Origin of the sequence: Flaviflexus massiliensis (assembly GCF_001375495.1) — a bacterium.
GTDB classification, from domain to species: domain Bacteria; phylum Actinomycetota; class Actinomycetes; order Actinomycetales; family Actinomycetaceae; genus Flaviflexus; species Flaviflexus massiliensis.
This window is the reverse complement of the sequence record NZ_LN831056.1, coordinates 125,035-137,319: the sequence shown is the minus strand read 5'-3', so window position 1 is coordinate 137,319 and position 12,285 is coordinate 125,035. Positions and strand designations below refer to the sequence as shown.

13 protein-coding genes are annotated in these 12,285 nt (G+C 59.1%); 7 read left to right on the top strand and 6 right to left on the bottom strand.

Annotated features, from left to right (window positions below; translation table 11 throughout):
• The first annotated feature begins 20 nt into the window (after window positions 1-20).
• Window positions 21-452, top strand: coding sequence for a MarR family winged helix-turn-helix transcriptional regulator (locus BN1241_RS00635; protein WP_082418130.1), 432 nt, complete (start codon window positions 21-23; stop codon window positions 450-452).
• A gap of 182 nt (window positions 453-634) precedes the next feature.
• Here BN1241_RS00635 and BN1241_RS13100 read toward each other — a convergent pair whose 3' ends face one another.
• Entirely contained in the window at window positions 635-814 is a 180-nt protein-coding gene (locus tag BN1241_RS13100) for a hypothetical protein (protein ID WP_230198211.1), read from the bottom strand.
• A gap of 85 nt (window positions 815-899) precedes the next feature.
• Window positions 900-1,511 (bottom strand): amidohydrolase, encoded by a 612-nt coding sequence (locus tag BN1241_RS13095; protein WP_230198210.1) that lies wholly within the window; start codon window positions 1,509-1,511, stop codon window positions 900-902.
• A 455-nt stretch (window positions 1,512-1,966) separates the two neighbouring features.
• Here BN1241_RS13095 and BN1241_RS00625 point away from each other — a divergent pair, with 455 nt between their 5' ends.
• From BN1241_RS00625 to brnQ, 3 genes are all read left to right on the top strand, one after another.
• Entirely contained in the window at window positions 1,967-2,242 is a 276-nt protein-coding gene (locus BN1241_RS00625; RefSeq protein ID WP_187117576.1) for a DUF2249 domain-containing protein, read from the top strand.
• A gap of 142 nt (window positions 2,243-2,384) precedes the next feature.
• Entirely contained in the window at window positions 2,385-3,500 is a 1,116-nt protein-coding gene (locus BN1241_RS00620) for a cytochrome P450 (protein ID WP_054951823.1), read from the top strand.
• 118 nt (window positions 3,501-3,618) lie between these two features.
• Window positions 3,619-4,968 (top strand): branched-chain amino acid transport system II carrier protein, encoded by a 1,350-nt coding sequence (gene brnQ, locus BN1241_RS00615; RefSeq protein WP_187117575.1) that lies wholly within the window; start codon window positions 3,619-3,621, stop codon window positions 4,966-4,968.
• Window positions 4,969-5,160: 192 nt separating this feature from the next.
• On the opposite strand, the gene BN1241_RS00610 is transcribed toward brnQ, so the two are convergent.
• Both BN1241_RS00610 and BN1241_RS00605 read right to left on the bottom strand, forming a co-directional pair.
• On the bottom strand, window positions 5,161-5,904 hold the full coding sequence (locus BN1241_RS00610) for a PIG-L deacetylase family protein (protein ID WP_054951821.1): 744 nt from the start codon (window positions 5,902-5,904) through the stop codon (window positions 5,161-5,163).
• Window positions 5,901-7,127 (bottom strand): glycosyltransferase, encoded by a 1,227-nt coding sequence (locus tag BN1241_RS00605; protein ID WP_054951820.1) that lies wholly within the window; start codon window positions 7,125-7,127, stop codon window positions 5,901-5,903. Before BN1241_RS00605 ends, BN1241_RS00610 begins: the two co-directional genes overlap by 4 nt.
• Window positions 7,128-7,404: 277 nt before the next feature.
• On the opposite strand from BN1241_RS00605, the gene BN1241_RS00600 reads away from it, so the two are divergent.
• The gene (locus BN1241_RS00600) at window positions 7,405-8,055 is read left to right on the top strand and encodes an SDR family oxidoreductase (protein ID WP_054951819.1); all 651 of its coding nucleotides are present in this window, start codon (window positions 7,405-7,407) and stop codon (window positions 8,053-8,055) included.
• A 133-nt stretch (window positions 8,056-8,188) separates the two neighbouring features.
• Here the strand turns inward: BN1241_RS00600 and BN1241_RS00595 are convergent, their stop codons facing one another.
• Window positions 8,189-8,803: a DUF1801 domain-containing protein gene (locus BN1241_RS00595; protein WP_222704351.1), complete on the bottom strand. Its 615-nt coding sequence runs from the start codon at window positions 8,801-8,803 to the stop codon at window positions 8,189-8,191.
• A 58-nt stretch (window positions 8,804-8,861) separates the two neighbouring features.
• Window positions 8,862-9,782 (bottom strand): VOC family protein, encoded by a 921-nt coding sequence (locus BN1241_RS00590; protein ID WP_222704350.1) that lies wholly within the window; start codon window positions 9,780-9,782, stop codon window positions 8,862-8,864.
• A gap of 415 nt (window positions 9,783-10,197) precedes the next feature.
• Here BN1241_RS00590 and BN1241_RS00585 point away from each other — a divergent pair, with 415 nt between their 5' ends.
• Both BN1241_RS00585 and BN1241_RS00580 read left to right on the top strand, forming a co-directional pair.
• Entirely contained in the window at window positions 10,198-10,629 is a 432-nt protein-coding gene (locus BN1241_RS00585; RefSeq protein ID WP_054951817.1) for a Fur family transcriptional regulator, read from the top strand.
• Window positions 10,630-10,655: 26 nt separating this feature from the next.
• Window positions 10,656-12,116: a catalase gene (locus tag BN1241_RS00580; RefSeq protein WP_054951816.1), complete on the top strand. Its 1,461-nt coding sequence runs from the start codon at window positions 10,656-10,658 to the stop codon at window positions 12,114-12,116.
• The last annotated feature ends 169 nt before the right edge of the window (window positions 12,117-12,285 follow it).

The following is a 12,285-nucleotide window of genomic DNA, read 5'->3' as shown; positions in this document are numbered from 1 at the left end:
TATTGGGGTATTATTCCCACATGGAGAAAAACATGGAAGAGAACACTGTCCCGACAGGTTCCGAACTGGGTGAGCTCATCTCCTCAGTTGCTCGCTACATCCGCCACCATTCGCGCAACATCCCACCCCACCAGCACCGAGCGTTGAAGATGATTTCGCGTGAACCCATTCGCCCTGCGCGACTTGCTGAACAGCTGCACGTCACCCCGCGCGCAGTCACCGACGTGGTGGATGCCCTGGTCGAGAAGGACCTCATTCACACGGCACCGGACCCGGACGATCGCCGGGCAAAGATCCTGGAAATCAACGACAGCGGGCGCGCACTCCTGACCGAGCTCGACGAATTGCGCGCACGCATTGCCGACGACTACTTCTCCGCCCTTACGGACGAGCAGAAGACGGAGCTGCACAGCATCCTCTCCTCACTGCCCCGCAACATCAGCAAGTCGTAATCAGCGGGCCGCAGCCAGCAACCTCTTCCCAATTGGACAGTCGGGGCCAAACAACCACACCACCACACCCAAGCCGCCCCGAGCCGCAACGAGAAAGGTGCTGCCACCGAGAATGAATTCGGCGACAGCACCTCTCGAGTGCGATCCTTGCCGCTACATCCCTACGTTCATTCACGCAGCAATCACGGCGCGGAGGCCGCGATGATCGCTTCGGCTCCGAGGTGGATAGAGGAAATGTCGGGAGCGAAGAACGGGGAGTGATTGGAGGGTGCGGGCTCTCCTTCCGGGAAGCCACCCAGGCCCCAGTAGCAGTACCGCACCCCGAGAGCGTCCGGGAGGACCGAGAAGTCTTCCGATCCCATGGTCGTACCCTGTTCAACAGCATTGTCACCAAGTAGTTCGCAAACGACTCCGCGACCGTTCCCGTCACCTCTTCGTCGCTGACTGTCAGCGGGAACCGATCATAGTACTCAAACTCGGGTTCTTTCGGAGCACCGAGGCCATGCATTCTGCGCGGACGATTCGCTCGATCGCGGCATGGAGCATCTTCTCCACATCCGAATCGAACGCTCTCGCATTAACGAGCAGGGTCGCGGTATCGGGGATGATATTGGATTTTGCTCCGGCACGAATGGACCCAACGGTCACGACGGCAGACTCGGAGGGAGCAACCTCGCGGGAGACGATGGTTTGGAGGCGGAGAACGATAGGGGATGCGAGAACAATTGGATCAATGCAGTTCTCGGGCTGGGATCCATGCCCACCTACGCCGTGAATGGTGATTTTAATGGAGACGGCTGATGACATCATGACCCCCGGCCAGGTCGCCACCTGCCCGAGGGGAATGACGGGCATGACCTGCTGACCGAGGAACACATCCGGTTTCGGCATGACATCCACCAGACCGGCCGCAACCATTGCCCTAGCTCCCTCACAGGCTTCCTCGCCGGGCTGGAACACTCCGACGAACGTTCCCGACCACTCCTCGCGCTTAGCGGCGAGCGCTTCGCGAGCGCCGAGCAGTGAGACGATATGAACATCGTGGCCGCACGCATGCATGACCCCACCTCGTCACCCGGTGCACTCACGCCGGCCGCAGTCGAGGCATAGTCCTTGCCGGACTGTTCTGTGACGGGCGAGGCGTCAATGTCCGCCCTCATCGCCACCGTAGATCCCTCCCCGTTGTCGATGGTGACGACGATGCCGGTTTCGCCGACACGGACGGGCTCCAGCCCGAGCTTGCGCACACTTTCTTCGATGAGACCGACAGTCTGATACGCGACGAGCGACAGCTCGGGAATCTGATGGAACTTCTTGTAGAGCGCGATGCGCTCGCCCTAACTCGTTTCGAGCACGCTAACAATGGATGAAATACGGTCGGTCAACATGTCTTCCTCTCTCGAGAACCAGACTACTCCGCAATCACCAAAGTGCGAGTTACAGCACAGCCACTCGGCCTCGCATTAAACAATAATCAGACCGTGTTAAATTGTTGTATTCGACTTTCCCTACTCGTGAAACGGATCCGCATGGAACACGAATGCAAGTGCAATAGCTCGAACACCGAAGAACAGGTCCTGGACGTTCTGTCTCTCCCCCGCCAGGTGCGCCACCCCGCGATCCTCGGGGCCCTCGAATCCCTTCCCACGGGCGGCACGCTCCTCCTCAAGGCACCTCACATGCCCAGCCCCCTTCTCGCCGAGGTGGAGAGCCTTGACGGTTCCTTCACACACGAGGTTGTGGTTGATGGGCCTGACGAGTGGCAGGTGCGACTACGCAGGCAGAGCTAGCAAAAAGAATTCGATAAGGGGGCCCTTGCCGCTTCCGCGAAGGTGACGCAGCCTTTTCCCAGAACGGCAAGGGCGCTCCCCCGTCCAAGCCCACGACTTAGTAGCCACGAAGAGAAACATTGTTGAGGAGTTAGAGCGAGACATGACCGATGCGAGAACCCTGGGCGATCGACAGCTGAGCAAGTGTCCCGTTTCCCATGATGATGGCACGTGGAACGTGTGGGGCAATGAGGAAGCTCGGGTCGTGGCAGAGAACGCCGACGTTTTCTCCAGCCGGGTTTCCCAACATCTCAACGTGCCGAACGGCATGGATGGGGATGAGCATCGGCGCTTCAGGGCAGTCATCGACCGGTACCTGTCTGACGAAGTCATTCTCCCGCTCTACGACATGTTCGAGAAGCACGCGCAGGAGGCCTACGGATCTCTGCCCGAGAACTTCGACGCGAACGACTTTGGCAGGCTCGTCGCGGTCGGTTGCCAGCTCGATTGGCTCGGCTGGGACTCTTCCTACGAGAATGAACTCACCGGCTGGATCGCATCCAATCAGCACGCCACCCGTTCCGGCGACCGGTCACGCACAAAGGCGGTGGCCGACCACTTCACGGAGATCATCCACCGCATTATTGCCGATCACGAGGGCCACAATGGTGATGATCCGACGTGCAAGCTCATGCGGGAAACGGTGGAGGATGGTGACGGAATAAGAAGGCTGACCATGCCCGAGATCGTTTCCATTCTCCGCAACTGGACCGCGGGGGATCTTGGTTCCATCACCTACTCGATTGGCATCATCGCCCATTTCCTCGCCACAAACCCATCAGTCTCCCATCAGCTTGCGGCCTACGATCGGGCCGACAACACTCGCGCACTCGATCTTGCCCTCGACGAGATCCTGCGTATCGATGACCCGTTCCTTGCCAACCGCAGGATCACCACACGGGACGTGACCGTTGCTGGAGTGGAGATTCCGGAAGGCAAGAGAGTTCTTCTCAACTGGACAACTGCGAACCGTGACCCTCGCGCTTTCGGCAATCCGGATGCCTACAATCCCGAAGGTAATGCGTCACGCAACCTCGTGTACGGGGCTGGACCACACGTGTGCCCGGGACGCACCCTGTCGACACTGGAGCTTCGAGCGGGGCTGGTTGCGCTTCTGCGCGGTGGTGAACTTGCGCTCACGAGCACACCGGTGCGCGAGGAGTATCCCGTGGGCGGATACCATTCTGTTCCCGTGAGGAAAACAGGGGTACGCAGCTAGTTGGCGATTGCTTCCTCGCCTGTATCGAAGGACCTAGGGCCTACGTGCTTATTGCCGGTAACATTGCCAAGTTCACCTGTTTCCTAGCGAGTGGTTTATGCGTCATCAGTCGAAATTCATGACCATCCTCATCACGGCTCTGGCCATGTTCTCCATGTACTTCGGTGCAGGGAACCTAATCTTCCCCGTCATGATCGGCATGACCGGAGGGGAAAATGTTCCTCTCCTCATTACTGGATTCCTTCTCACGGGCGTCGCCCTGCCCGTGCTGGGCATGATTGCGGCCTCCTCACAGGAGAAGGGCGAATCGGATGGCATTGCTTCCAGGATCGGGACAAGACCGGGACTGATTTTTACCGTCGCAATCTTTCTCTCCACGGGCATGCTCTACGCCATCCCCCGCGTTGCGACCGTGAGCTACGAAATCGCGGTTGCCCCACTCATCAACGGCGGAACTGGAAGTACGGATGGCTCCCATCTCTTCCTCTACACCCTGGTCTTCTTTGCGGCAGTTGGGATTGTTTCCCTCAATCCGGGCCAGCTCGTCAACCGCCTCGGCACCTATCTCACGCCGGCACTTCTTCTCGTGCTCACGGTCCTCATCATCGCGACGATCTTTACCATGGACCCCGTCTCGGTTGAGCCCTCACCAAACTACGCCTCGGATCCCCTCCCGAAGGGGCTGCTCGACGGGTATTACACGATGGATGCGATCGCATCGCTCGTGTTCTCGGTCGTCATCCTGGGTTCTCTCGCACGCTCGGGTTTCAACACCCGCAAGAAGCTCATTAGCTCCACGATTGCAGCCGCCGCCCTCGCGGGCCTCGGTCTGTGCGTCATCTACCTGGGCCTCGCAGCCGTGGGCACCAGGGTCGCGGGGAACGGGTTTGCCGATGGTGCGGCTGGACTCTCCCACGCTGCCCTCACCGCTCTCGGCCCCTTTGGTCATCTCATTTTTGGGCTCGTCACGATTCTTGCCTGCCTCACGACCGCGATCGGACTGATCGGCTCTTCGAGCCAGTACTTCCGCAGGCTCCTGCCCGGCGTCAGTCACCCAATACTCGTTTTCGTTCAATGCCTCGTGGCTCTCGGACTGTCGAATCTGGGACTGGAGATGATCCTCGAGATCGTCACCCCAGCGAACCAGCTTCTTTACCCGGTCGCCATCTGCATCATCGCCATCGCGATCCTCGACATGCTCCTGCCGGGGCGGATGCACTGGACGTACAGGCTGTCCGCGTGGACCGCTGGCCTCCTCTCCATCCCCGAAGCTCTCTGGGCCACCAAGATCGATACCTTTGCTTTCCTGCGCGAGTACCTCGACATGTTCCCAGCCGGTGACGTCAACATGGCATGGGTCGTTCCGGCACTGGTGATGGCAGCAGTGGGATTTGCCATCGACATCTCCCAGGGCAGACTCCGCAGAAGCAACAAACCGGCATCCATCCCCGCCTACAGCGGGGTCTAATCAGCCACAATACTTATTAGGGTCCGACTCTGATGGCTTGGCACACTGACCTGTTTTCGGATCACACCCTCACAAGGCACGCCTGACTGCGAATCTCCGAGACTCACATGGGAGCCGCGATACGAACTCAATGGCAGGCAGGGCGGTTTCGATTCATTCCAGGCGCCCAGTCCCTGGGCTCAGTCCCGGAGTTCAGTCCCGGTAGCGCCTGATTCCGACACCGGTGTAGAAGTCTTCGCGTTGCCCACCCACGTGCATGATGTGGTCCGGATAGACGGTGAGCTGGCTCCGGTAGTGAGATAGAGCGTCCACAACAAAGTCGAGGTATTCACCGAGCTCCAGTTTCTCAAAGGTTGGGTCTTCCAAGTCGGACGCTATTTCGTAGAACGGAACCCGTGATTTCCTTGCGGCTGCAAGGGTGATTTCGTGGATTCGGATGTGGTCCGGATGGGAGTAGGTGCCCTTGGAGTCGTAGGAGATGATGGAGGTGGGTTTGATCGCGTCAATGAGGGCAAGCAAATCGGACGTCTCTTCGTCGACTGATGCTCCGCAGAGCGTTTCTTCCGAGAGGGATTCCATGGGGCCGGCCACGCTCTCCTCGATCCACACCATGCCCGAGTCCGAGTACACCCGGTCCATCACGCCGACAGCACGAGCAGGCGCCGTGCCGAGCCAATAGTGTTCGCTCACTCCCAGCACGCCGACCGCGAGCGCAAGCTCCTTTTCCCGGTGGGCAGCCAGTTGATCAATCGTGGAGTCTGAGGGGATCACTCCGGGAACAATCTCGCCCAGTTCGCCCCGCGTGCCGGTGACAACACTGGTTTTGAGGCCCTGATCCTTACAGGCCGCAAGGAGCGATCCGGTGGAGAGTGTTTCGTCGTCGGGGTGGGCGTGGACGAAGAGCGGGGCTGTCCCGAAGAGTTCCACGAGGTTCACAAAACTTCTCCTTGGTAGATCACGTCGAGTTCCGCGCCCACATCGGACCATTGTCGCGTTAGCGCGAAGGCTCGTGCGTTCTTACCCAGGACTCGGCGTAGCCTGTCGTCCCGAATGAGCCTCTCCATGGCGCGAGTCCACTCTACTGGATCCCGGCCCTTGATCAGGTATCCGGTCTCACCGTCTCGGACCGATTCGACCATACCGCCCACATGCGAGGCAATGACGGGAGTGCCGCATGCTTGTGCTTCAACGTTAATGATTCCGTAGGTTTCCAGGTGACTCGGATTGACCAGGAAGAGTGCTCCTCCCAGGAGTTTCGCGAGCTCCTCCCTTGTTACGGATGACATCCACTCTACTTTTGGTTCAACTCCGAGGTGACTGGCAAGGATCCGTAACTCATCCCGGTAGTCATCGAATCCGGAGGCCGGGTCACCCGTGACAACAAGGCGGGGCCGCCAGTCCGGGGTCATGAGAGACAGGGCGCGCAGAACCAATTCGGCGCCCTTGAGTGGGTGGAGGCGGGCCGCGAACATGATGTACGGCTCCGCCACATCCTCATCTTCCCTTTCCTCTTGCTTCGTGACAGCGGGAGGTGCAAAGAGCTCGGTGTTGACTCCGGGTGGGGCGATGGAGACTTGGGAGGGGTCGGCCCCGTAGCGGTCCACGATCAACTGTTTTTCGAACTCGCTGACGGATACAATTCTGCCCGGCTGTTCGGCAATCCATTTTTCTCCCGGGATCCGCCCCTGCGATTCCGCGGCTTCGCCGCCACCCACACCGCTTCCTTCTGGAGCAGCGATCGAGTGGTAGCTGTACACGTGGGGAATGCTGTGCTTGCGCGCGGCGGGGATGCCTGCAAGACCCGCGAACCAATGGTGGGAGTGCACAACATCGATGCTCTCCCCCGCCAGCCACACATCGAGTGCTTCTCGGAACGGTTCAATCAGCTGTTCCGACTCGGATTTCGGCACGGAAGTGACGGGTCCGGCGGTGAGATAGACGGCGGTCAGTCCGTCACCCACCTCCTCACTGTCGGGCAATTCCTCGCGGTCCTTGCGGGACACGAGAAAGACGTGGTGTCCGAGGTTGACGAGTTCTTTGGCGGTGCTGAGGAGGTACACGTTGAGACCGCCAGCCTCCCCCGATCCCGTAGTGGCCAAGGGCGAGGTGTGCAGTGCGATCATGGCGATCCTCAGCCGCTCACCAGCGTTCTGTGTCATGGCAATCCTCCCGCCCTATTGGATTCACATACCGTGCTGTCACTGTAGATGAAATAGTTGGCAGAAAATACGAAACCGTTAATCAATAATCTGGCCCCTGCCATCAACCCACTGACTAGCAATCCAGTGTCAATACGTCCTGCCAAGAATGGCAGCCAATTGACCGCCCCTTCACCGCCAGCTCAATTCCCAGTTAGTTCCCAGAAATCACCTAAACTGGTGTCAGGGTAGATACACTTCGACCTCACGCATCTGCGTGAAGCCGGAAGGACTCCTCATGGCGAATTATTTGATTATCGGTGGGCACGGAAAAGTTGCGCTTCTCGCAGCTCCACTCCTCGTAGACGAGGGCCATTCCGTCACCTCCATCATCCGCAATCCTGACCACACCTCCGATGTTGAAAACACTGGCGCTAAGCCTCTCGTTCTCGATATCGAATCCGCAACCGTTGACGATCTCGTAGAGGCCATGGGCGGCATGGACGCCGTTGTGTGGTCCGCGGGCGCAGGCGGCGGCAATCCTGCACGCACTCGGGCAGTCGACTACGAGGCCGCGACCCGGTCGATCGATGCTGCTAAGCAGGCTGGCGTTGGCAGGTACGTCATGGTTTCGCACCTGGGCTCCCGACTCGACCACGGCGTACCGGAGGATAACTCGTTCCACACTTACGCCACCGCCAAGGCAGAAGCCGACGAATACCTGCGTGCTAGCGGGCTCGACTTCACGATCCTCGGCCCTGGCAGCCTCACCCTTGAGGAACCATCGGGATCCATCACCGTGCACCAGGCGGATTACGATGGTCCGTCGGAAACTTCGCGATCAAACGTTGCTCGCACAATCGTGGCGGCTCTGAACAACAATGGTTCGATCTGCAAGACCATTCGCTACTCAGATGGCGATACTCCAATCGATACCGCAATCGACTAGTGTCATCGCTTCGTTCGTGGGTGGTATGCCAGGCTCCGTGCCGGCGTACCACCCACGTTCTTTGCTCTATCCGCACATTCAGGCAATTAACGTTGCGAGGCCCGCTACCGGAAGAAGCCGGCTGCGAACCGCTTTAGCAGTCTCCCGGGTCGGAATCCCAGGCGTGCTTAATGAGCTCTGCCACCACCTCAAGGTCAATGTCCTCGAGCTTATTGACGTAGACACAGCTCTTAGCCAGCTTGTGCTTCCCAAGCTTTGCTAGGAGCTCTTCGCTACGTGGATAGCCCTGCAGTCCGTAGAGGGAGAGGGATGCCTTGCGGGGGCTGAAGCCAACGTGGAAGGTATCTCCCTCTCTGCCGGTGGCGTACCGGTAGTGGACTTCGCCGAAGCCGATCATGCTCGGCCCCCACATCACACCTTCAACTCCCGTGACCTTCGTGAAGAGCTCTAGGAGCACCTTCCCCTGCTCGGTACGCTTGGACCACTCGAGGGTCTCAAGCCACCGGGCCGGATCTTGCTCTGTTTGAGCGGTCTTAATGTCCTTGGCGTTTTCTCCCGTGTGTCCCTTGGTCCAGGTTGCCCCGGGGGCTTTCGGGATATCACCGGTCAGTCCCATTCCGCGCTCCACGAGAGCGTCGTGTACGTGCCTGAGTCCAGCTTTGCCGACTCCATGGAGCTTGAGGAGCTCGTGATAGTCGGCTCCGTTGAGGGATTCAAGGTCCGGTATAGCCCGCGAGTGCGACCGCATCACTCAGCGGCCGCCCAACGCCCGGAATGGTGTCGAGTGGTGTTGCCATGGGTTCAACCTAGCGGTCGAGGAGCTCTTCCGTCGAGACCCCGGGAAGGGAAATGCTGACCTGGGTGTTCCACGGGTCGGTCGTGACCACGGACGTGCCGTTGTCGGCGAAGGACAGCTTCTTGTTCTTGAGGCGAGCAACGAGTGCATCGAGGTCCTCCCTGCCGGGCACGGTGATCGCAACATTGCCGAGGCCAAGCGTAGCAGCGCGGGGCCCTGACCCAGCGGAGTTCCAGGTGTTCATAGCGACGTGGTGGTGATATCCGCCCGCGGAGGCAAAGAGTACCTGGCTGCCAAAAGCAAGGGTGGATTCAAATCCGAGAGCGTCCACGTAGAAGTCGCGGGCGGTGGGAATGTCACCGACTTGAAGGTGGACGTGTCCAACCTTGCCCGCCATGGTGGGGGCCAGGTTCATCGAGTCCTCGGTCAGGTGCTGACGCAGATACTCGTTCGGGTCGAGGAAGAGGGTTGCCATCTGGACCTGACCATCAACCCACGTCCATTCTTCCCTCGGTCGGTCAATGTACAGTTCGATGCCATTGCCTTCAGGATCGGTGAAATAGAAGGCCTCGGAGACGAGGTGGTCGCCCGAACCGGCGTAAATACTTCGGTTGTCACGTGCGGCACGGTACAGGGTCGCGGCGAGAGCGGAGGGCGTATCGAAGAGGAATGCGGTGTGGTAGAGACCTGCCTTGGAGGGATCCACTCCCGGCAACCCCGGGGTCGCAACGAGACGAACAAACGGGACTCCGTTACGCCCGAGCACGCGGTGCGCCTCATTGCCGTGCGACTTCTCCTCAATCGGGGTCAGCGCGAGCACCTTCTCATAGTAGGAGGACATGAGCTCCATGTCCCCCACGCGCAGGGTGACCGCGTCCATGTCCGCAGCCGGGTTGATCGTTACGCCGTCAGCAAGAGTAGTTGTCGACACGATGCCTCACATCCAATCCAATTCATTAATTGAGCTTTCAACTAACCCTATAGTTAGCTAATTGATTTTACAACTACTTAGTCAGCGAGCTAAGCGACTCCCCGCCCTGGAGTTATTTAACGAACTGGCGAAACCCAAGGATGAAACACCTTCATCACACCACCCACCACCCCGCCCCACTCGCCACGCCACACCCCTCAAGCCCGCATCCCACCGCCCACACCCGAAGGCCCGCGAGCAGCCCACAACTTTTGGCCAATTTTCCACAACCAAGAGGCTGTGCAGCAATCCAGTCTTTAATCTCTGAGTTTTCCGTAGGTTCACCTAAAATGAAACGAACGGAAAACCGAAGGCGAACAAACACTGAAGTTATTCGTTTTTTGGAATTCTTCAAGTTAAGAGTTAGGATGGGTTTATGGCTCCCGACGAAAACGTTGACGCACTGCGCCAAGCAGGCCTGCGCGTAACGGCTCCTCGGCTGGCAGCCCTGGCTGTCATTGCTCAACATCGGCACGCTGATGCTGAGCTCATCACTGAAGAGGTACGAGATCGGCTCGGTTCGGTGTCTACTCAGGCCGTTTATGACGTCCTGCATGCACTGACCAACGCTGGCTTGGTACGGAAAATTACGTTAGATGGTCGAAAGTCACGTTACGAGATCAGCGAACACGATAACCACCATCACATCCTGTGCGATGTGTGTGGCCGGATCGAGAACATTCCGTGCGTTATTGGTGAGGCACCCTGCATGATGCCCTCCGAGGACCACGGGTTTGCTGTCAACGAGGCTGAGGTTATCTACCACGGAACTTGCCCAGACTGTCGGGAGGCCGCTCTTGCACAATAGCGACACCAGAAAGTTGATGGCAGTACATGAACACGGATCTGAACAAAAAGTCGACAACCGAGGCCGGAGCTCCGCGCGAATCTGATTCACATTCGCTCAGCATCGGCACCAATGGCCCCCTCCTACTTCACGACGTTGCTCTCGTAGAGAAGCTTGCTCGCTTCGATCGCGAGCGTGTTCCCGAGCGCAGCCCCCACGCCAAAGGTTCCGGCGCTTTCGGTGAGTTCGAAGTTCTCGAAGATGTCTCTGCCTACACGAAGGCCGACTTCCTGCAGCCGGGTAAGAAGACCCGCATGCTCGCACGTTTCTCGACCGTTGCTGGTGAGCTCGGTTCGCCCGACTCGTGGCGTGACGTGCGTGGTTTCGCACTGAAGTTCTACACCGAAGAGGGCAACTTCGACATGGTCGGCAACAACACCCCCGTGTTCTTTGTCCGCGACCCCATGAAGTTCCCCGACTTCATTCACTCCCAGAAGCGCACCCCGGACTCGGGCCTGCGTTCGAACAACATGCAGTGGGATTTCTGGACCCTCTCCCCCGAGTCGGCACACCAGGTTGCCTACCTCATGGGTGACCGTGGCCTGCCCCGCAGCTGGCGTCACATGAACGGCTACTCCTCGCACACCTACATGTGGGTCAACGAGGCCGGCGAGAAGTTCTGGGTTGTCTACCACTTCCACACCGACCAGGGTGTTGAGAACATGTCGAACGAAGAGGCAGCGAGGCTCGCTGGCGAGGATGGCGACGTCCACCGCCGCGACCTGTTCGAGGCTATCGAGCATGGCGACTTCCCGTCGTGGACCCTCTCGGTTCAGGTCATGCCCTACGAGGATGCGAAGACCTACCGTTTCAACCCCTTCGACCTGACCAAGACTATCTCGAAGAAGGACTACCCGCTGATCAAGGTCGGTCGCTTTACCCTGACCGAGAACCCGACCAACCACTTTGCCGAGATCGAGCAGGCCGCATTCTCGCCCGCGAACACCGTTCCCGGCACCGGCGTCTCCCCGGACAAGATGCTGCTCGGCCGCGTGTTCTCCTACCCGGATGCTCAGCGTCACCGCATTGGCACGAACTACAACCAGCTGCCCGTCAACCAGCCCATCACCTCCACGAACTCCTACAACAAGGAAGGTGCGATGCAGTACCACCACACGGGCAACGCCCCCGTGTACGCACCGAACTCGTACGGCCGTGCCTACCAGGACACGCAGGGACCTGTCGAGAACGGCTGGGAGGCAGACGGAGAGATGGTGCGCGCAGCCTACTCGCTCCACGCTGAGGATGATGACTTCGGTCAGGCACACACGCTTGTCCGCGAGGTCTACGACGATGGTGAGCGCGATCGCCTCGTTGAAACCGTTGTCGGTTCGCTCCTGACGGATGTGGAGGAGCCTGTCCTCTCCCGCGTCTTCGAATACTGGAAGAACATCGACCAGGAAGTCGGCGAGCGCATCGAGAAATCCTACAAGGAGAAGTCCAAGTAAGACCGCGGCAGTGCGCCACTGAACAACCCGGTTAGCAATAGCAACACCGATGCCTTGAGGGCGAGACCACGTGGTCTCGCCCTCAACGCTTTCCGCCCTTCGATTCCAATCGTGGCCACCGAGTATCAACGTTTCTTGTGGTCAGATGTTCACAGCGCAAAGAAGTCGG

Bases quoted from the DNA above. Each gene is read 5' to 3' on its own strand.
- BN1241_RS00580 (WP_054951816.1), top strand. From the start codon at position 10,656: ATGAACACGGATCTGAACAAAAAGTCGACAACCGAGGCCGGAGCTCCG.
- BN1241_RS13100 (WP_230198211.1), bottom strand. From the start codon at position 814: ATGGGATCGGAAGACTTCTCGGTCCTCCCGGACGCTCTCGGGGTGCGG.
- BN1241_RS00600 (WP_054951819.1), top strand. From the start codon at position 7,405: ATGGCGAATTATTTGATTATCGGTGGGCACGGAAAAGTTGCGCTTCTC.
- BN1241_RS13095 (WP_230198210.1), bottom strand. From the start codon at position 1,511: ATGCATGCGTGCGGCCACGATGTTCATATCGTCTCACTGCTCGGCGCT.
- BN1241_RS00595 (WP_222704351.1), bottom strand. From the start codon at position 8,803: ATGCGGTCGCACTCGCGGGCTATACCGGACCTTGAATCCCTCAACGGA.
- BN1241_RS00585 (WP_054951817.1), top strand. From the start codon at position 10,198: ATGGCTCCCGACGAAAACGTTGACGCACTGCGCCAAGCAGGCCTGCGC.
- BN1241_RS00620 (WP_054951823.1), top strand. From the start codon at position 2,385: ATGACCGATGCGAGAACCCTGGGCGATCGACAGCTGAGCAAGTGTCCC.
- brnQ (WP_187117575.1), top strand. From the start codon at position 3,619: ATGACCATCCTCATCACGGCTCTGGCCATGTTCTCCATGTACTTCGGT.
- BN1241_RS00635 (WP_082418130.1), top strand. From the start codon at position 21: ATGGAGAAAAACATGGAAGAGAACACTGTCCCGACAGGTTCCGAACTG.
- BN1241_RS00605 (WP_054951820.1), bottom strand. From the start codon at position 7,127: ATGACACAGAACGCTGGTGAGCGGCTGAGGATCGCCATGATCGCACTG.